The sequence below is a fragment of the Campylobacter concisus genome (assembly GCF_015230035.1).
GTDB lineage: Bacteria > Campylobacterota > Campylobacteria > Campylobacterales > Campylobacteraceae > Campylobacter_A > Campylobacter_A concisus_BK.
Genome location: NZ_JAAKZD010000003.1, coordinates 170,048 through 189,484, shown reverse-complemented (window position 1 = coordinate 189,484; position 19,437 = coordinate 170,048). Strand labels below are relative to the sequence as shown.

The window sequence follows — 19,437 nt, the reverse complement described above, 5'->3', positions numbered from 1 at the left end:
AGTAAAAACTAAGCGGGGGGGGGGGGATAATAGGGCAACCAAATTTAATAAAGGAGTTGAAATGAAAATTTCAAAGATTGCGTGCGTAGCACTTCTAGGTGCTAGTTTTGCAGTTTCTAGTGCGTTTGCAACGCCACAAACTGACTATGATACTGCTGTATCTAACAAAGAAAATGCTATTAAAGCTAATAAAAACCAGTCAAAAAGAGAAAGCTGATGCTTTCAATAATGTAATGACTCAAGTTAAAATCTTGCAAGGCATTCCAGGGCTAAAAGATTGGGATGGCGCAGCTACAAACGCTGATCCTGAAAAAGCAAAAACTTTCAAAAAGATATCAGAGGCAGTTGCTGCTATAAAAGATGAGCTAGATAAGATAAAACCAGCTAGCGGTTCTTTAGAGATAAAAGCAGCTGATGATACTTCAAAGCTAACTATCGATAGCACAGGTGCTGTTAAGGTTAATATCGATGGAAATGGTGGTAAACAAGAAGCTACAGGCGATGTAACACTTGATTTTGCTAACCCAGCTGCAAATGCTGCTGACATAGCTAAAATTTTTAGCGATAAAAATGCAAATGTATGGAATGAATTTGTTAAAGCATTTGCTGATGAGCACGCTAAGCTAGTTAAAGAGCGTGATGAAAAACTAGCTGATGATATAAAAACTACTCTAGATCCAGCTATCCAAACAGCTGCTGTTGCTCTTGCTACAGCTGAAACAACTGCTCCAACTTATGAAGGCACAGTTAAAAACTATGATGCGCTTAACGATGCTCTAAAAAATGATGTAGCTGCAAAAGAGAAGGCAAAAGCTGAAAAAGAAAAAGAACTTGCAACTGCTGTAAAAGCTTTACAAACAGGCGCTGACAAAGATAAAGTAGCTCTAAAAGGCACAGATGCAACAAGCATCGCAAAACAAGCTGATGCAGTAACTACAGCAAAAAATGAACTAACAACAGCTGCTGCAGGTAGTGACGATGATGCTAAAAAAGATGCACTTAAAAAAGCTATCGCAGCTGGTGTGCCTGTAGAAAATGCTGGCAAGAAATTAAGCGCTGCTGATGTTGATAAACTAAGCACTACTGACCTTGGCACAGTAGCAACTGCTTCTGTAACAAAAGCTGGTGATGCTGAAACAGCTATGGCTACTGTAAAAACAGATGCTACAGCAGTTAAAGCTCAAGATACTATAATAGAAACTTCTACTAAGGCTATCGCTGATCAAAAAGCAAAAGTAAAAGAAATTTCTAACACTAGAGCAAAAGCTATCGCTACATCTGAAAATTTAGATAAAGGCGAAAGCGATGTGCTAACTGCGCTTTCTGATATCTTTGATAGCAATGCTAGAGTAGAGAGCATCATCGCAGATGAGTCTGCTGACGATGTAGCTGAGGGCGTAAGCGAACTTCACTCAACACTTGACACAGCTACAAAATCGCTAAATAAAGGTAACTTTACTGATATAGTGATCTTTAATACAAACCTTGCAACAAATACACGTCTAGCAAAACTATCAAATCCATATAATGGAAATTTAGCACTTGCTTATGCTGTTAAAAATATGGCTGGTGAGAAATTTGCAGATAATGGCAGCGATGCACTAAGCTCAGTCGTAAAAGAGTATACAAACAGATACAACTACGACAACAACCTATGGGGCAATGTATTTGGCGGTAAAGCAAAAGTAAAAGATGCTGCAAATACTGACGTATATGGCTTTACTCTAGGCTATGACAAAGCATTTGACAACACAATAGTTGGTGGTTTCTTCACACTTGCTAAAGCTCAATCTGATGGCAATAATGTAAAAAATGATGCTAATAACTATAGCTTTGGTGTATATACAAGAAGCTACTTTGGTCAAAATGAACTAGACAGCAAATTTGCTTATGGCTTTGCTAAAAATACTCTAAAAACAAAATCAAGCCTAATAGGTGATAATGAAGGCAAATACGACAGCAAATACTTCGATATCGCACTTGATTATGGTTATGTATTTGACATCGGTAACGCTAAATTTGTAAAACCTATCTTCGGTCTTGAATATACAAACCTCAAAAATGACAGCTTTACAGCTGGCGGTCCTGTAGAACTAAACTTTGCAAAAACAAGTGTAAAAACTTTAAATGCAAAACTTGGAGCTGAATTTAGAGCTTATACAGAAAAAGGCGACTACTTCTATGTAACTCCAGGTATCGAGAGAGAACTTAGCAAGAGCGCAGACGATAGCGTGTTAAATTTTGCTGGCTCAAGAAATGTAACTTTTGATGCAGATAAGAAAAAATACACTTATGCTACATTAAAAACTGGTGCTGAGTTTAAGATCACTAACAGTCTTAGCACAAATATCAACTTTGGTGTCAAAGCAAGATCTAAAAATCAATTCTACAACGGTACTTTAGGACTTTCTTACAAGTTCTAATAACACATCAAAGCACGCTCTTTAGCAACCGGAGCGTGCTTGCTTAGTTTCATGATAGATCCAAATCCCTTCGATCCAAGCTCACTTAGGGCTTGGATTTTAAAGTTTCTATAGTTTTTATAATTGCTAACCTTTTGTCTTTTTAAAACTAATCCAACTAAAAATAAAAAATTTGCTGCTTGGCTTAAATTTATAAAATTTGAGAGCGGAAATTTAGATAAATTTAATATTGAACATGGCTTTTGATCAGCTAATGTGAAGCGATGAAGGTGTTTTGTTTGATATATAAAAAATTTAAGAATATTGATTTTATAGTCGGGCACATCGCTGGATCGCAAATGAGATAAGATTTTAAAAAATAAGATGAGAGAAATTTCAAGCATCACAGCAAAGTGAAAAATTCGTTTTTAGTATAAGTTAAAATTTGTGTGCAAGCCTAGGGTGTTTAATAATATTTTGAAATATTTTATAAAGCTTCATCTAGTAAATTTATAAAAAACATAGACAAATTTTTAAAACCTCGGTTGGATTTTTTGGTATGAAATTTATTTTTTAGGCAATATTTATATAAAATTATGCGCGTTCAGATGCTTTAAAATAGCTTATAAGTAGAATTTGAAGAGCCAAACTTTATAAAAGACTTAGAAAATAAGTGAAATTAAAGACGTAAATTTAAAAAAATAGACAATGTTTAAACAAAATTTGGCTTTGCTGATAAGTTTTAAATTTTTTAAGCAATCACCTTTTGAAATATTGCAGTAATTTAAGAATTTAGCGAGTGAAATTTATAAAAGACTTTCAAAAACTTGATGAAATTTAATATGTAAATTTTAAAAATAGACAACGTCTAGAGAAATCTGGCTACTTTGGTGGCTTTAAAATGCTTATAGGATTTAAAAATTGGCTAGTAAATTTATAAAAAAGTTTTCAAAAAGCGTGAAAAATTTACGAGGCAAATTTAAAAATTAGACAATATTTAGATAAATTTGGCTAGCTTGGTATTTTTGAAATGCTTATAAATTTAAGAATTTGATGAGAAAATTTTATAAAAGATTAGATATAGTAAAAATTAAGAGATAAATTTAAAAGATTTTAGCCCCAAAATAGGGCTAAAATTTATGGATTATAGACCTTCAAAAGGGTTTGAAACTACATCTTTGCGATCAACTATATAAGGTATGATAGCTGCGTGGCGAGCTCTCTTGATCGCTTTTTCTACCATCTCTTGGTATCTTTTTGATGTGCCAGTTAGGCGTCTTGGCATGATTTTAAATCTCTCTGACAAGCAATACTTTAAAAGTGAAGTGTCTTTGTAGTCTATAAAATCAATCTTTGCTTCTGTAAATTTGCAATATTTGCGTGAATATTTTCTTTTTTCTGCCATTTTTTATCCTTTAAAATTAAAACGGTATTTCTTCGTTGTTGAAGCTATCAGCATCAACGTCTATATCAGGAACTTCTGAATAACTCTCTTGCTTTCTTTGCGGTGCAGCTTGTGGTCTATCTTCTTGTTGGCGGTTATATTGGTTATTTTGATATCCGCCTTGCTGTCCGTAGCCACCGCTATTTTGGCTATTCATAGAGTATCCGCCTTGTTGCGTTTGGTTATTTGAGCCAAGCATCTCCATGCTCTCAACGGCGATAGAGTGTTTTGAGCGATTTTGTCCGTTATTGTCGGTCCACTGATCAAATTTGAGTCTTCCTTCGATAAGCAGCTTCGATCCCTTGTTGAGATATTGGTTTGCTATCTCTGCACTCTTGCCAAAAAATGATATATCAATAAAGCAAGTCTCATCTCTTCTTTCCCCATTTGAGGTGATTTTGCGTGTCACAGCTATACTAGAATTTCCTATGGCAACGCCGCTAGTAGTATATCTAAGCTCTATATCTCTGGTTAAATTTCCAACTAATACTACTTTATTGAACATTTTTTATCCTTGATTATTCTTCTGTAAATGTTTGCTCGTCTACTTTTTCAGCTCTTGGCTCGCGTGGTGCTCTTGGCTCGCGAGGTTCTTTTTTTATAGTTTGCTTGATACCTTTGCAAAGTCTTTCCCAAGCTGCGATTTCGCGTTTGTTTTCATATTTAACGCTTAAAAATCTTATGATATCTTCTGTGATCCTTACATTTCTTGTAAGCTCTGCAAGAAGTGCTGGTGGAGCTTTGTAGTAGATAACAAAATATGTTCCACGCTCATATTTTTTGATGGTATAAGCTAGCTTTCTAGTGCCCATCTCAACAACAGTAGCGATCTCGCCGCCGTTTTTTGTTATGACTTCTTTTACGAAATCAACCTTAGCTTTAACTTCCTCTTCCGTCAATGTCGGCTTAAGAATAAATAAAAGCTCGTAATGTTTCATTTTTTCTCCTTATGGATATTTAGCTCACTTTGTGAGCAAGGATTTTGCATTAAGCAAGGGTGGATTTTAGCTTAAATTTACTTAATATTTGCTGTTGATATGAGGTGCTGGAGGTTTAAAATGGTTGATAAAACGAAAATTTCTTTATCCATTTTTGTATTTGTTTTTAGCTCTAGCTCGGCTAAATTTAGCGTTTTAAATATCTCCAAATAGGCATTTAAACTTAGCTTTAGGCTATTTGCTTTTAGTAAATTTGCCACATTTACAGGCGGCTGATAGCCGATCGCTTCGTCTAAATTTAAGCGGCCATTTATCTTGATGTAAGAGTAAATTTTAAACAGCCTAAAAAAAGCTTTGTAAAGTGAGTTTAGAAGTAAAATTTCATTAAAATTTGGATCTTCTAAGTAGGTAAAAAAGTCGTTTTTTATATCTTTTAGAGCCATAAATTTATTGAAAAAATCATCAAAATTTATCCCACCAAGTCCAAAAACCAGCCTTTTTACATCATCTTGTTCGATGTGGGTGTTTAGGCTCTTTAGTTTTGTTAGCTCGCTTGCTGCGAGGTATAAATTTTCATTATGCGTAAAATAAAGCTCATAAAGTGCGTTTTTGGTTATGTTTAAGCCTATTTTAGCTGAGCTTTTGGCTAGTAAATTTATCGCTTCATCTGGGTTTGAGGGCTTAAAAAATCTAGCAAAATTTGCCCCAAAAGCCTTTTGCGTATCAAAAACTAGCTTCATATCAGCCTCGTAAAGCTCAAACAAAAAGTAGTTGTTCTGGCTCTTTGAGCAAAGCGAAATGAGCTCTTTTAGCTCTTTTGCTGGGATCTTTTTGTCGCTTTTTATATAAAGTATATTTTTACCGCCAAAAAGCGACTGCTCGCTTAGGTGAGAGCTTGCATGAGCGTAGTTGTACTCGTCAAAATAAAGGCTTAATAAATTTGCATCTTCACTTGCATAAAAGCTCAAAATTTCCTTGCCAAAAAGCTCGATCTGAAACTCATCCGCGCCAAAAAGCAAGAAGTAGTTGCTTAAATTTGCATTTGCTAAATTTAGCTCTAAATCTTTTCTATACATCGATCTTTCTTATCACTTTTGCAAAAATTTTAGCGCTCGCGATGTCGGCCTCTGTGATCTTTACGACAAGCTTTTGAAGTAAATTTGCGCTGTATCCAGTGATGAAAATCCTAGCTCCAACAAAATAATCATCAAGCTTAGCGACCAAGACATTTTGGTTTTCGCTCACGTAGCAACGCACCTCTTTGCCGATATTTGCAACTGCCCAGCGCGCAAATTTCCTATCCATAAAGTCGTAGGCTACCTTGTCAGCCTCTCTTTCAAGCTCGCTTAAGGTTGCACATGTGCTTTGGATGTTTAAAAGTAAGAAATTGTAAAGCTTTTCATCTTTTGAAATTTTAGCCTTTAAAAGTCTGTGTAAAATAAGGTCAGAATAGCGTCTAATAGGGCTTGTAAAGTGCGTGTATCTATCAAATCCAAGCCCAAAGTGGCCTAAATTTTCACTTGAGTATTCAGCCTTTTTTTGAGACTTGATGATGAGCTTGTCTATTTCTTCGCGGTTGCCCATTTCATCGGCCTTTGCTTGGATCTTTCTTATCAAATTTGCAAGGTCGCTCTCGTAGGTAAAGTCAAGCCCCAAAAGCTGCAAGTCTTCAAGCAAGGTATCTATCTTTTTAAAATCAGGCGATGCATGGTTTCTAAAAACGCCCTTTGTGATGAGCTTTGCAGCGGCTTTGTTTGCTAAAAGCATGCAGTCCTCGACTAGTCTATGTGAGTCAGAGTCGCTTTCAAATCTGGTTTGTGAAATTTGACCCTCATCATCAAGGCTCATTCTAAGCTCTTTTGTCCTAAAGTCAAACGCGTGCAAAAGCCTTTTTTTGCGAAGCTTTGTGGTAAGTTTAAAAAGTGGCTTGATCCATGAAATTTCACACTCTCTTTTGCCTTCTAAAATTTCATCGATCTCATCGTAGTTAAAGCGCCTTTTTGAAAGGATGATAGCTTCAAAAAGCTCCTCTTTTTTTACCTCGTTGTTTGCATCAAGTGAAATTTTAAAACAAAATGCAAGGCGCGGCACATCTGGCTTTAGCGAGCAGATATTTTCACTAAGCGCGCGCGGCAACATCGGCACTGAGATGTGCGGAAAGTAGATAGAAAAGCCTCTTTTTTTAGCCTCGCTATCAATGGCACTATATGCTGTCACATACTCGCTTACATCGGCGATTGCTACATAAATTTCACGCTTTTTCTCATCAAAATATATGGCATCATCAAAGTCTTTGGCATCGACTGGATCGATCGTGCAAAACTCTAAATTTCTTAGATCAACCCTGTTTGGATACATGCTAGCATCGACTTCATCACCAAATGCCTTTGCCTCAAGCTCGCAAGCCTCGCTAAATTTATCATTTTTATTATAAATAGCAAGCGAAATTTTCTCATCGCTTAACGGATCTTCTAAATTTCCTAAAACCTCGACTATTTCGTTGTTTAGGTTGTTTATCTTTAGTAGCGTTCCAAGTGGGAGCATCTTTAGGCTTTTTTGAGTTGCTTTTAGGGTTGTGCTTAGCCCAGTTTTTAAATTTACCCCTAAAATGGCCGCTCCAAAGCGTTTTGTATAGACCACGCTTGTCTCATTTGCAAGCTTTAGGCTCATCACTATCTTAGCGCTTTGACGTTTTTTCTTAAGTGGCAAAAGCTTTGCTAGCACGATATCGCCAAGGTGAGAGTTGTTTAAATTTTTATTTTCGACGATGATATCTTGCTTGTAGCGCTTGTCAAATGGCATGATAAAGCCAGTTGCATTTTGGCTGATGTCTAGCTTGCCGCAGACGTAGCCATTGTTTAGGTAAAATTTATCTTTATGGGAGCTTACGGCACCAAGGTTTAGGAGATTACGCAAGATCTCTTTGTCTTCGTTTGATATCTCTTTTTCTTTGATGCCAACGAGAAGTGATGTTAAAAATTCTTTCACAAATTGTCTTTGACTTTGCTAACAGCCATTAAAAATGTATCTCTCTCAAAGCCATATTCGTTTATAAGAAGTGTTGCGTTATTTACGCTCACATCATCAAGCTGGTTAAATATATTAACCGCTGTTTTTACTACTTTTAACGCTCTTGCGTACTCTTTTATATGATCAGGTGCCTCTTCTGGAGTGTTTGAGTAGAGGATAGAATTTCCAAGCTCGATCTCTAAATTCCACTGCTCAAAAATTTTAGCTGTGACCTCTTCGTTTGTGATGTCCAAAATTTCAGACTCTAAAAGCGCAAGGTCATAGGTAGATGAGATTTCTTTAAGTTTTGTTTTAAACTCTTCTGCTTTGCCTTTTTCTGTGAGTTCATGTGCTAAAACGAGCTTACCAACCTCAAGCATAAATGAAGCAGGAGAGAGAATTTCTAGATTTTTAGGTTTTATCTTAGAGTACCAGTGATACATCAAAGCATTTTGCATGATTGAGATATTTAAAAAATCTTGTGCGGTAATATCGTATGGCTCTAAATTTATAGAAAAGGTCTTTTTAATGGCACTTGATAGCGCAAAACCGCGGATAGTAGCCATGCCAAAAAGCGAAATGGCTCTTGCGATAGTTGTGATCTCTTGAGAAAATCCGTAAAGTGGAGAGTTTGCTGAACGCAAGATATTTGCTGTTAGCATAGGGTCTTTTTCGACCACTTTTGTGAGGTCATTTATTGAGCTATTTTCGTCAGCATGTAGGCGCTGGATCTGTATGACAGTATCGTCTAGTGGCGGAAGCGCTTTGATTTTTTTAAAGATTGATTCATTCATGTAAAGTGACTCTTTTGGTTAAAAATTTTGTCACATTATAGCAAAAAGCTGCAGCATAAAACTTAAAGATACTTTTTTGCTCTTTTTCAGCAACGTTTTTGTTGCTAAAATGTATAATTTCGCCAAATTTTAACAACAGGAGAAACAATGGCTATAAATGTTTATTATGATAAAGACTGCGATTTAAGCCTTATTCAGAGTAGAAAAGTAGCAATCATCGGCTTTGGCTCGCAAGGTCACGCACACGCTGAAAATTTAAGAGACAATGGCGTAAGTGTCGTAATAGGTCTTGCAAAAGGCGGCAAAAGCTGGGCAAAAGCTGAGGCTAAGGGCTTTGAAGTAAAAACTGTAAGCGAAGCTACAAAAGGCGCTGATGTAGTTATGATCCTAACACCAGATGAGCTTCAGGCTGAAATTTATAAAAATGAGATCGAGCCAAATTTAAAAGATCACGCTGCTATCGCATTTGGACATGGTTTTAACGTTCATTTTGGACAGATCAAAGCTCCAGCAAACATAGACGTCATCATGATCGCTCCAAAAGCCCCAGGACACACAGTTAGAAGCGAATTTGTAAGGGGTGGCGGCATACCTGATCTTATCGCTGTTGAGCAAAATGCAAGTGGAAAGGCTAAAGAGATCGCTCTAAGCTATGCTTGCGGTATAGGTGGCGGTAGAACTGGCATCATCGAGACAACATTTAAAGATGAAACTGAAACAGATTTATTTGGCGAGCAAGCTGTGCTTTGCGGTGGTCTTTGCGCACTTGTAAATGCTGGATTTGACACTCTTGTAGAGGCTGGATATGAGCCTGAGATGGCGTATTTTGAGTGCTTGCACGAGCTAAAACTAATCGTTGATCTAATGTATCAAGGTGGCATGGCTGATATGCGCTACTCTATCTCAAACACAGCTGAATATGGCGATTACGTAAGTGGCGTAAGAGTAGTTGGTGAAGAGAGCAGAAAAGCTATGAAAGAAGTTTTAAGAGAAATTCAAAATGGTAAATTTGCAAAAGACTTCATCCTAGAGAGAAAAGCAGGATATGTTAGAATGAACGCTGAGCGCGGCATAGCTGAGAGAAGCTTGCTAAATAAAACTGGCAAAAAACTTCGCGCAATGATGCCTTGGATAACTAACGGCAAACTTATAGATCAAAGCAAAAACTAAGCCTTGAGCGAAAAAAAGACTACAAAGAAGCGTCCTGTAAAAAAGAGTGCAGGTCGCTCTCATAATAAAATCTTCCTTGGTATCGGCGTCATTGCTGCCATTTTGATAGTGGCACTTATCGCAGCTCTTAGCATCAAAAACAAAGATGTTGAGCAGATAAGCAAGGCAAATGAGCCAAAGAGCGAGAAGCAAATTTCAAAAAAAGCTGAGCAAAAAGTTGCTAGCAAAGATAAAAAACAAGAGTATGAGAAGAGAAAATACCCTCTAAAATTTGATGAAGATGAAAATTTAAGTAAAATTTTTACCGATCCCAAACATAAAAGCGAGCTTGCTCTAAAGCCAAAAACTGAGCCAAAAGAGCAAAAAAAGATAACTCCTGAAGTAAAACCTGAAGTAAAAGTAGAAACTAAAAAAGAAGAGCCAAAAAAAGAGCAAAACGATACGAAAAATCTACTTGCAAATTTATATAAAAATATGCAAAGTAGCGTAGATGCAAGCCATGAAGCAAAGAGCGAAGAAAAGCCTGAGCAAAAGGTCGAGCAAAAGGTTGAGCAGGTTATCGAGCCATTTTACGCAGGCAAAAATGAGGCAAAAATAGAGACAAAAACAGAGCAAAACAAAAGCGCTGAAGCAAATTTAAGCATAAAAGAAAATTTAAAGCATAGTGAAAATTTAAAACCAGAACCAGCTAAAAAAAGTGAGATTGAGCCTGGTAAAAAAGATAAAAAGCAAATTTATAGCGAAAAACCGCAAAAAGAGAGTGCGAAAAAAGATGACTTTGCGGTTGTACCATTTACCCCAAATAGCAGCGTAAAAGGGCGTGCAAAGCTGGTGCTAATAATCGATGATGTGGCGACATTTGAGCATGCTAGCATGGTAAAATCAATCGGTCTAAAGATAACTCCGTCCATTTTCCCAGCGACAAAAACCCACCCAGATACGCCAAATATCGCTAGAACATTTGAGTTTTATATGATACATCTGCCGATGCAGGCAAAGCACTTTGATAGCCCAGAGATAGGCACGCTCACGATAAATGAGAGCTTTGAGAGCATGCATGAGAAGATAAAAAAGATACGAAGAGACTTCCCGCGCGCAAAATATACAAACAACCACACGGGATCACGATTTACGAGTGATTATGACGCGATGGATAAGGCATATAGAGCGCTGATAGAGCAGGGCTTTATCTTTGTTGATAGTAAGACGATCGCTCAAACAGCCGTGGCAAGGGCTGCGAAAAAGTATAATCAGCCTTACATTTCAAGAGATATATTTTTAGATGATGATCCATCGGCTAGTGCGGTTAGGCGAGAGCTTGTAGCTGCTGTAAATTTAGCCAAAAAAAGGGGCTACGCGATCGCCATCGGACATCCAAAGAAAAACACGATCGCAGTGATAAAAGCTAGCAAAAACAATATCTTAAAAGATGTAGAAGTTGTTTATCTAAAAGATATTTTATGAAGCTTGAAATCATCCCAGAAGCGCTAAATAGGCTAAAAAATCCCCCAAAAGAGCTAAATTTCATAGGTGACACCTCGCTTCTTAGCATGCCAAAAGTAGCAGTCGTTGGCTCAAGAAAGGCAAGTGTCTATACAAAAGAGTGTGTAACGGCACTTTGCGCAGCGCTAAAAAGCGCAAATGTCTGCGTGGTAAGTGGTGGAGCTATCGGCGTGGATGTCACGGCGCACAAGGCTGCCATGCCACGAACTATCGGTGTTTTTGCAAATGGACTTGACATCATCTATCCAGCGCAAAATAAAGCAGCAATAAGAGAAATTTATGAAAAAGGCTTGGCTCTAAGCGAGTATGACGAGGGCGAGCCGCCGATCGCGTATAGGTTTTTAGAGAGAAACCGCATAGTTGTGGGGCTTGCGCAAGCTCTTGTAGTCGCTCAGGCTGATCTAAGAAGTGGCTCGATGCAAAGCGCAAGGCTTGCAAATGAGCTTAAAATCCCTCTCTTTGTCCTGCCGCAGCGCATAAATGAGAGTAGTGGGACAAATGCTCTGCTAGCTAGTAAAAAAGCCGAGCTTATCGATGATTACGTTAAATTTGCCTCACTTTTTGGCGAGGTAAAAGAGCAAGAAAAAGCTGATGATGAGATCTTGAAATTTTGCAAAAATGGCGTTAGCCTTGATGAAGCATTGGCTAAATTTGGCGAGATCATCTATGAGTACGAGCTTGACGGGCTAGTTGAAATTTCAAATTTAAGAGTAAAAAGCGCACTATGAGAGAGAAATTTATGGCGATCGATGTTGGACTAAAGCGCATAGGGCTTGCTTTTGGCTTTGGCGAGGTCGTGACGCCCCTTGAGCCAGTTCTTAGAAAAAATAGAAATCAAGCCGCAAGAGATGTGAGCCAAAAAGTAAATGAATACGCTCCAAACACGCTAGTAGTGGGCGTGCCAATCGGTGGCAGTAGCGAAGATGAGATGAGAAGGCGCATAGAGCATTTTGTCTCGCTTCTTGACGTGCAGGCTAATATCGTCTATCAAGACGAGGCATTTAGCAGCAGCGAGGCAAGTGAAATTTACACAAATACAAAGCGAGATGGCAGGCTCGATAGCGTCTCAGCCACCATCATCTTGAAGAGATATCTAAAAATTTTATAAATTTCTAGCCACCACCCCTAAAGTTTCATGCAAGCTATCGCTAGTAAATGGCTGCCTAAGCGTAGTCATCTTCTCGCTTTTGATGCTTTTGGCTTCATCCTTGCTGATGATGACGATGTAGAAATTCTTAAGCTTTTGATAAGTTAGCATCTCGTCAAGCCTTGCTTTGTCGCTTAGATACTCCTTTTGCACGAAGATGATGTCTGGCTTAAAAATGGCATCTTTTATGTGTAAATTTAAACTCTCAAAGCTCTTTTGTTTGCTAAGCTTTAGCCCCGTAAAGCTTAACTCATGACTGAGCGTTAAAAATAAATTTTCATCATCACAAGCTATTATCGCATTTTTGCCTAAGAGGCTTGCTATCTCAACGTTTTGCCTCTTAAATGTCCCACTTTTTGGTAGCGGCACGCTTATGCTTATATTAAAGCCGTCCTCAGTTTCGCTCATCTTGGCATTTAGCTCTTTTAGTAGCTCGCCAGCTTCTTTAACTAGCCTTTCATTTGGCTTTTGCGGGCACGAAGTGCATCTTATATGTATGTCAAAATGCACTAAACTTAGGCTATAGCTTACTAGAGTAAAGGATATGAGCAGTTTTGAGTTGCTTACGTCATTTAGATAAAATTTGCTTAAATTTTTGATCGCGCCTATTAGCTTATGCGCTTCAAAGCTTAGATAGCGTGGGTAGTTTGGGTTGTAGTTAAAGACGATGGCGTTGTTTCTAGCTGTTGCATCCTTAAAAAGTGCTTCTAAAAAAAGCTCCATTTGCGCGACAAAATCGACATTTTTCATATCACAAGCATCCCATCGCCATAAGAGTAAAATCTATACTTTTCGCTAACTGCAGTTTCGTAAATTCTCATCGTCTCTTCAAGCCCTATGAAGCTAGTAACTAGCATGATCAACGTTGATTTTGGCAGGTGAAAATTTGTTAAAAGGTAGTTTTGCCTGATTGGTCTATTATTTAGGTTTAAAAATAGCTTGCAAAAGCCGCTTGGCTGCTTGCTTCTAGCAAACTCTTCAACGCATCTAGTAACCGTCGTACCAACGCCAAGGATAGGTTTGTTTGAGTTTATGATCTCTTGAGCTTTTTTGCTTAGCTCATAAAACTCAGAGTGCATTTTGTGATCATTTATGTTTTGGCACTCCACGCCTTTAAATGTTCCAGCGCCCACGTGAAGCGTGATGTAGGCGACCTCGTGCTTTGCCTTTATCTGCTCTAGCATCTGCTCGCTAAAGTGCAGGCTAGCTGTCGGAGCTGCGACTGCGCCGCTATTTTTAGCAAATATACTTTGATACCAGCTCTCGTCGTCCTTTGTATCAGCTCTTTTTATATATGGCGGGAGTGGGACATGACCGATCTTTTCTAGCTCGCTAAAAAGTTGCGCCGTATCTAAAATGACGCCATCTTTGGTGAAATTTACCACCCTTGAGCCATCATCATTTAGCTCAAGCACATTTACCTTTATATCATCAGCGAAATTTAAAACGCTACCGACACTTACTCTGCCCCTTATATAGACGCTAAATTTGTTATCATTAAGCGGTTGATTTAGCATCACTTCGCAGGCGCCGCCGCTTTGTTTGTGTCCTAAGATGCGGGCTTTAACCACCTTTGTATTATTAAAAATGACCGCCGCGTCCTCTGGGATGAGGCTGGATAAATCTTTAAATTTATAGTGTTTTATCTCTTTTGTTTTTTTTAGATAAACAAGCAGTCTTGCCTCTTCTTTGGGCAAAACTGGCTCTTTTGCGATGAGCTCGTTAGGCAAAAAGTAGTCGTAGCTTGAGATGTCGTTTATGTCACTCATCGTCTGCGTCGCTGTTAGTGTCGCTATCTTCTTCATCATCATCGCTTTTACCGGCTCTTTTGGCGACTATGATAGAAATTCCATAAAGTCCGATGAGTGGCAGTGCCATTAAAATTTGACTTATCACATCAGGAGGTGTGACGATGGCTGCGAAGATGAAGATGACGACTACTGCGTATCTGAAGTAGTCTTTTAGCATCTTGTCATCGACAAGGCCTATCTTTGCTAAGAAAAATGTAATGACTGGCAGCTCAAATGAAATTCCAAAGCCGATCAGTAGTTTTGTAAAAAAGCCAACGTATTCGCCGATGCTTGGCAGTGCCGTAAAGAGCTGACCGCCAAAATTTACCAAAAATGTAAAGCCAAGCGGGATGACCACGTAGTAGCAAAATGCTGCCCCACACGCAAACATAAATGAAGCAGAGAGGACAAATGGGATCACATATTTTTTTTCATTGTCATAAAGTCCAGGTGCGACAAATAGCCAAAACTGCCAAAAAATGATAGGCAAAGCAAGCACCAGGCCAGCAAAAAATGCGACCTTCATCGCAGTGAAAAATGGCTCTTGAATTTGAGTAAAGATGATGTTTGAGCCAGCTGGCAAGACCTGCTTTAGCGGCTCGCTCATCCATGCAAGCAGTGGATTCCAGAATGTAAAACAGATGCCAAAACAGACAAAAACGCTTACTATGCTTATAAAAAGCCTCTTTCTAAGTTCGATCAAATGGGGTCTTAGCTCTTCAAACATCACGCCTCTTTTTTATCGTTTAAGATCGCATCTTTAACTAAATTTGTTGGATTTTGTATATTTTCTACCGTTTTTTTGGTGTCGCTCACGACGTTTTGAATGCTTTCAGTGACGTCGCTTGCGCTTTTTTTGATCTCGTCAAGCTCTTCAAATGTGAGCTTTTTACGCACGCTTTGCGCACTTTGAGTTATGCTCTCTTTGTATTTTTGAGCGTCTTCTTTGAGCTCGGCTATCTTCATCTCTTGATCAAAAGTTGATTTTGCGTCGTTTATACCTTTTTTAAACATCTTTAGAAATTTAGCGATCTGCACCATAGCGCTTGGTAGCTTGTCAGGGCCCAAAACTAGCACAGCGATCACGGCGATGACCAAGATCTCAGAAAAACTCATTCCAAACATTTTTGCCTCTGTTAAATTTTATTTAAGCTTTGTATTTTATCTTGACTTTGCTCAAATTTTTATAAATTTAGCCCTCGATAAAGAGTGCGATCTCGTCGCTGAGTAAGAAATTTGGGTTGTAAAATTTGCCATTTTTAAAGAGTAGTTTTTCATTTTCTACAAGCAAATTTGCTCTTTTTTTCTGATCCTCATTTAAGCGCCCAGCCTCCACACCCACGATGCTTCTAAGCCCTAAAAATATATGCTCTCTTGCTAGTTCGCTTTGGCTTAAAATTTCTCTTTTTCTATGTGTTGGCTGCGTGATATAGGCGTCTATGCTATTTTTGGCGTAGTATCTGGTGCCATCCACAAAGCCCACGCTATAAGCTCCCACGCCAAGGTAGTTTTTGCCCTGCCAGTAGCCAAGATTGTGCTTGCAAATTTGCCCGAAATTTGAAATTTCATACTGCTTAAAGCTAGCTCGCTGGATCTGCTCTATCATAAATTTAGCCAAAGTATCGCTATCCTTTTTATAGCTTTTTTTGCCAGCAAATGGGGTGTTTTCTTCAAGTGTGAGCGAGTAGGCGCTTAGATGCGTGATAGCAAGACTTTTTAAGCTTTCAACCTCCGCCAAAAGGCGCTTTTTGGTATCAAATTTAGTGTCATAGATGAGGTCTAAATTTATATTTTTAAAGCCAGCTGCATGGGCATTTTCAACTGCTTTAAAAATTTGCTCCTTGCTGTGGATGCGCCCTAGAAATTTAAGCTTATCTTCAAAAAAGCTTTGAGCGCCAAAGCTTATGCGGTTTGCGCCTAATTTTTTTACATGCTTTAGCCAGGCTAAATTTGCTGAATTTGGATTTGCCTCAAATGTGATCTCAGTTTTAGGCGTGCAAAGTGGAGCTAAAATGCTAAAAATTTCATCATAAAATTTGTCATTTACCGCGCTTGGTGTGCCGCCACCAAAAAATATGGTTGAAATTTCTTTTACATTTTGACTTTTTAGCTGGAAATTTAGATCAAGGCAAAGCGCTTTAAAATAGGCGCTAACCTTCTTAAATTCGTCGTCGCTTGAGCCAAAGGCGCAGTAAGGACACTTGCTCTCGCAAAATGGCACGTGGATATAAACTTGCAAATTTCTCTCTTTTTTAAATTTTGGCGATTATAAGAAATTTGGCATTTAGAGCAGTTTAAAAGTAGCTTTTTTGCCTTATTAGCTCGCTTGGCAAAAAGCCAAAAGTGCCTTTAAAAATTTTTGCAAAATGCGCTGCATTTGTGTAGCCAACGATGCTGGCAGCCTCTTTTATGCTGATATCATTTTGCTTTAAAAGAGTATATGCAAGCTTTAGCCGCTCTTTTGCTAAAAGCTGATAGATCGTATATTTGAAAAAGAGTTTAAAATTTTTCTTAAGCCAAAAGTCATTAGTGCCACAAAGATGGGCTAGCTCTTTGATGCTTGGGGGATTTTGCATGCGAGTAAGTAAGATTTTCTTAGCCTTTAAAAGCAGCTTTTCTTCGTCACTACTAAAGCAAATTTTCTCATCTTTTAAAGCTTTGCTCTTGTAGATAAGCTCTAAAATTTTTGACTCTATAAAGATCTCTCTCATCATGCCATCATATAAATTTGTCATCTCAAGCTCGTTTAAAACGCAAATTTGATCCTTATCTTTTTTGTATTTTATAAGATCAAATTTCTCTTCAAGCCTAAGCTCACTAAAAATTTCAAGCTTATTTGCATAGTGTTCTTCAAAAAGCAAGGTTTTGGTTTTATAAAATTTATTTTGATATTCAAAAACGCCTTTTAAGCTATCATTTACTAGCCCTATGCAAAACTCATCCCTGCTTAAAAGATACTCTTTTTTATCAAGTTTAAAGCAAAGATTGTCTTTTGCTTCGTTAAACATCAAAAATAGATATTTTTTATCTCCCTGGCTCTCTCTTTTGATGATTTCGTTGCATAAAATCTCGCTTTTTAGGTAGCTGATGCCATTATTTTGTTTAAAAAATTCTACATTTATCCGCTTGTTGCTTTGTGATATTTTGCTAATGCCATATCTTTTATCTAAATTTATCATTTTATCCCTTGAGCGTTAAATTTAATCCCTTTAGCGTTATGTCTGATATTGATAACGATTATTTAATTTTAGTAAAATGTGATTTAAATTTTAATAAGGAGTTTTTTTGTGAGAAGTGCATTAAAAATTTCTATTTGTGCGGCAGTTTTTATAAATTTACCGCTTTTTGCAAATGAAGATAAAGTTCTGCCAGAGGTCAAAGTAGTGAGCGCAACTGGCTTTGAGCAAAATATAAAAGACGCCCCTGCAACGCTTAGCGTCATCACTCAAGATGCGCTAGAAAAAAGAAATCACAAGGACGTTGAGAGTATGGTAAAGGATGTGCCAAGTCTTTTTGGAGCGACACTTGGTGCGGCAAATAGGCGAGGCATCTCCATAAGGGGTCTTTCGCAAAGATATACAAAGATCTTAGTAAATGGCATACCAGTGCCAGGAGATAACGCTTACAAGGGGCTAAGAAGTGTTGGAGGCTCATATAGCTTCATCCCGCCAGCAAGTGCGATAAGCCGCATCGAGGTGATACGCGGTCCTATGAGCTCGCTTTATGGCAGTGACGCATTAGGCGGGGTTATAAATATCATAACAGATGAGTTTAGCAACGACTTTCATGCAAATCTTGGCTCAAGCTGTAAATTTGCAAGAAATAAAAACATAAGCGGCGAGTTTTACAACAGCCTCTATCTACACTCTGGGCTAATAGACGATATTTTAAGCATCTCAGTTTATGGTAAAAATTTAAACAAATCAGAGGATAAAATCTCATACGCAAACAGAGAGCAAAAGGATAGAAATTTTGGCACGAAGCTCTTTTTTAGACCAAATGAAAATAATGACATCACGCTTGAGCTTGCAAGAAGTGATGTGAAATATAAAAGAAGCAAAGGCAAAACTTTATCCTCTGGCACAAATAATAGCTCAGTCGATCTTGAGCGCATAAAAGGCGATATGGTAAATTTAAGCCACGAAGCAAGGCTTGATGATATCTTGCTTCAAAGCTACCTCTCTTACGGCAAGATAAAAGAGATCGCACAACAAAATTTAACGCTAAAAACACTAAATTTTGATACAAAAGGTTCATATTTTACTGACAATAACGCCTTTACTTTAGGACTAAACGCCAAAAAAGAGAAGCTTGATGAAAAGGCAACCACTGCAGATGCTGCAAATGTAAAAAGATATGACATTTCGCTTTATGGCGAGGATGATTATCACCTTACAAAAGACTTCATCTTAAGCGCTGGAGTTCGTTACAACTACGATGAGAACTATGGCTCGCACGTTTCGCCAAGGATTTATGGTATCTATAGCTTCAATGACTTTTTTGCCCTAAAAGGCGGAGTTAGCACAGGATACGCGACACCTGATATCAAGCAACGCACGCAAGATCTTGCATTGCCATTTGCTGGAGGACTTGGAGCACAGCTTGGCAGAAGTAGCCTTAAGCCAGAGACAAGCGTGAGCTATGAATTTGGCGGCGTTTATAATGACAATGAAGGCTTTGAAGCGTCACTAACTGGCTTTTACACAAGCTTTAAAGATATGTTAAGCTATAGCCCTATCTGCCCAAAAAACAGTGGTTGTATGCATAAAGGAAAAATTTATCCAAATGGTATTTGGGAGAGTGTAAATATCGGCAAAGCTGAAATTTACGGAGTTGAACTAACAAATGAGTGGCAAGTCACAAACGCTCTTAGGCTAAATCAAAGCTACGTCTATACAAGATCAAAGCAAAAAGATGGAGCGGAAATAGGCAAAAGTTTAAACAACTATCCGCTTCATACATTTAAATTTGGAGCGAACTACGAGCTAAACAGATGGCTAAATTTCTGGTCACAGATAAATTATTATGGTAGGAGCAAAGACTCACTTAGCAACGATGATGACATTAGACCTTACGTGATCGCCGATCTTGGCATAAACTACAACGTAACTAAAAATTTCAGTCTAAATTTGAGCGTTTATAACCTCTTTAATGAGTACTTTACGACAAGATCTGGCAGATACGACATCTTGATAGCTGACGGGCAAAAGATCGAGCTTGGTTTTAATCTAAAGTTTTAA

19 protein-coding genes are annotated in these 19,437 nt (G+C 38.1%); 7 read left to right on the top strand and 12 right to left on the bottom strand.

The annotated features are described in order from the left end of the window. The first annotated feature begins 61 nt into the window (after positions 1 to 61). A complete protein-coding gene (locus G6W41_RS03200; RefSeq protein ID WP_180997070.1) occupies positions 62 to 217 on the top strand; it encodes a hypothetical protein in 156 nt (51 codons plus the stop codon). A gap of 16 nt (positions 218 to 233) precedes the next feature. Beyond that, on the top strand, positions 234 to 2,423 hold the full coding sequence (locus tag G6W41_RS03195; RefSeq protein WP_194170596.1) for an autotransporter domain-containing protein: 2,190 nt from the start codon (positions 234 to 236) through the stop codon (positions 2,421 to 2,423). A gap of 1,123 nt (positions 2,424 to 3,546) precedes the next feature. On the opposite strand, the gene rpsR is transcribed toward G6W41_RS03195, so the two are convergent. The 6 genes from rpsR to G6W41_RS03165 all read right to left on the bottom strand — a co-directional run bounded on the left by rpsR (position 3,547) and on the right by G6W41_RS03165 (position 8,587). Continuing rightward, the gene (gene rpsR, locus G6W41_RS03190; RefSeq protein ID WP_004317775.1) at positions 3,547 to 3,807 is read right to left on the bottom strand and encodes a 30S ribosomal protein S18; all 261 of its coding nucleotides are present in this window, start codon (positions 3,805 to 3,807) and stop codon (positions 3,547 to 3,549) included. A gap of 16 nt (positions 3,808 to 3,823) precedes the next feature. Then, positions 3,824 to 4,351: a single-stranded DNA-binding protein gene (locus tag G6W41_RS03185; RefSeq protein ID WP_194170595.1), complete on the bottom strand. Its 528-nt coding sequence runs from the start codon at positions 4,349 to 4,351 to the stop codon at positions 3,824 to 3,826. A 13-nt stretch (positions 4,352 to 4,364) separates the two neighbouring features. Next, positions 4,365 to 4,784: a 30S ribosomal protein S6 gene (gene rpsF, locus G6W41_RS03180; protein ID WP_004317779.1), complete on the bottom strand. Its 420-nt coding sequence runs from the start codon at positions 4,782 to 4,784 to the stop codon at positions 4,365 to 4,367. A 77-nt stretch (positions 4,785 to 4,861) separates the two neighbouring features. Further along, a complete protein-coding gene (gene holA / locus G6W41_RS03175) occupies positions 4,862 to 5,860 on the bottom strand; it encodes a DNA polymerase III subunit delta (protein ID WP_194170594.1) in 999 nt (332 codons plus the stop codon). Further along, a complete protein-coding gene (locus G6W41_RS03170; RefSeq protein WP_194170593.1) occupies positions 5,853 to 7,772 on the bottom strand; it encodes an RNB domain-containing ribonuclease in 1,920 nt (639 codons plus the stop codon). The genes holA and G6W41_RS03170 overlap by 8 nt, the downstream gene beginning before the upstream one ends. Further along, positions 7,769 to 8,587 carry an HDOD domain-containing protein gene (locus G6W41_RS03165; protein WP_103594543.1) on the bottom strand — a complete coding sequence of 273 codons (819 nt, stop codon included), beginning with the start codon at positions 8,585 to 8,587 and terminating at the stop codon, positions 7,769 to 7,771. The genes G6W41_RS03170 and G6W41_RS03165 overlap by 4 nt, the downstream gene beginning before the upstream one ends. 147 nt (positions 8,588 to 8,734) lie before the next feature. Here G6W41_RS03165 and ilvC point away from each other — a divergent pair, with 147 nt between their 5' ends. Genes ilvC through ruvX form a run of 4 tightly spaced genes read left to right on the top strand, consistent with a single transcriptional unit; the run spans position 8,735 to position 12,368 of the window. Continuing rightward, a complete protein-coding gene (gene ilvC / locus G6W41_RS03160; RefSeq protein ID WP_103559128.1) occupies positions 8,735 to 9,757 on the top strand; it encodes a ketol-acid reductoisomerase in 1,023 nt (340 codons plus the stop codon). Positions 9,758 to 9,760: 3 nt separating this feature from the next. Then, positions 9,761 to 11,221 carry a divergent polysaccharide deacetylase family protein gene (locus G6W41_RS03155; protein WP_194170592.1) on the top strand — a complete coding sequence of 487 codons (1,461 nt, stop codon included), beginning with the start codon at positions 9,761 to 9,763 and terminating at the stop codon, positions 11,219 to 11,221. Next, the gene (locus tag G6W41_RS03150; protein ID WP_194170591.1) at positions 11,218 to 11,988 is read left to right on the top strand and encodes a DNA-processing protein DprA; all 771 of its coding nucleotides are present in this window, start codon (positions 11,218 to 11,220) and stop codon (positions 11,986 to 11,988) included. The genes G6W41_RS03155 and G6W41_RS03150 overlap by 4 nt, the downstream gene beginning before the upstream one ends. Then, a complete protein-coding gene (ruvX, locus tag G6W41_RS03145) occupies positions 11,985 to 12,368 on the top strand; it encodes a Holliday junction resolvase RuvX (RefSeq protein ID WP_004317765.1) in 384 nt (127 codons plus the stop codon). Before G6W41_RS03150 ends, ruvX begins: the two co-directional genes overlap by 4 nt. Here ruvX and G6W41_RS03140 read toward each other — a convergent pair. The 6 genes from G6W41_RS03140 to G6W41_RS03115 form a co-directional block, all read right to left on the bottom strand. Then, positions 12,363 to 13,157, bottom strand: coding sequence for a hypothetical protein (locus G6W41_RS03140; RefSeq protein ID WP_194170590.1), 795 nt, complete (start codon positions 13,155 to 13,157; stop codon positions 12,363 to 12,365). The genes ruvX and G6W41_RS03140 overlap by 6 nt on opposite strands. Beyond that, positions 13,154 to 14,176, bottom strand: coding sequence for a tRNA preQ1(34) S-adenosylmethionine ribosyltransferase-isomerase QueA (gene queA / locus G6W41_RS03135; protein WP_194170601.1), 1,023 nt, complete (start codon positions 14,174 to 14,176; stop codon positions 13,154 to 13,156). The genes G6W41_RS03140 and queA overlap by 4 nt, the downstream gene beginning before the upstream one ends. Continuing rightward, positions 14,169 to 14,924, bottom strand: coding sequence for a twin-arginine translocase subunit TatC (gene tatC / locus G6W41_RS03130; protein ID WP_103595541.1), 756 nt, complete (start codon positions 14,922 to 14,924; stop codon positions 14,169 to 14,171). Before tatC ends, queA begins: the two co-directional genes overlap by 8 nt. Continuing rightward, on the bottom strand, positions 14,924 to 15,322 hold the full coding sequence (gene tatB, locus G6W41_RS03125; RefSeq protein ID WP_012140063.1) for a Sec-independent protein translocase protein TatB: 399 nt from the start codon (positions 15,320 to 15,322) through the stop codon (positions 14,924 to 14,926). The genes tatC and tatB overlap by 1 nt, the downstream gene beginning before the upstream one ends. Positions 15,323 to 15,389: 67 nt before the next feature. After that, a complete protein-coding gene (gene hemW, locus G6W41_RS03120) occupies positions 15,390 to 16,436 on the bottom strand; it encodes a radical SAM family heme chaperone HemW (protein ID WP_194170589.1) in 1,047 nt (348 codons plus the stop codon). 55 nt (positions 16,437 to 16,491) lie between these two features. Beyond that, positions 16,492 to 17,376, bottom strand: coding sequence for a helix-turn-helix domain-containing protein (locus G6W41_RS03115; protein WP_194170588.1), 885 nt, complete (start codon positions 17,374 to 17,376; stop codon positions 16,492 to 16,494). A gap of 108 nt (positions 17,377 to 17,484) precedes the next feature. Between G6W41_RS03115 and G6W41_RS03110 the strand changes: the two genes are divergently transcribed. Continuing rightward, the gene (locus tag G6W41_RS03110) at positions 17,485 to 19,437 is read left to right on the top strand and encodes a TonB-dependent receptor domain-containing protein (protein ID WP_194170587.1); all 1,953 of its coding nucleotides are present in this window, start codon (positions 17,485 to 17,487) and stop codon (positions 19,435 to 19,437) included.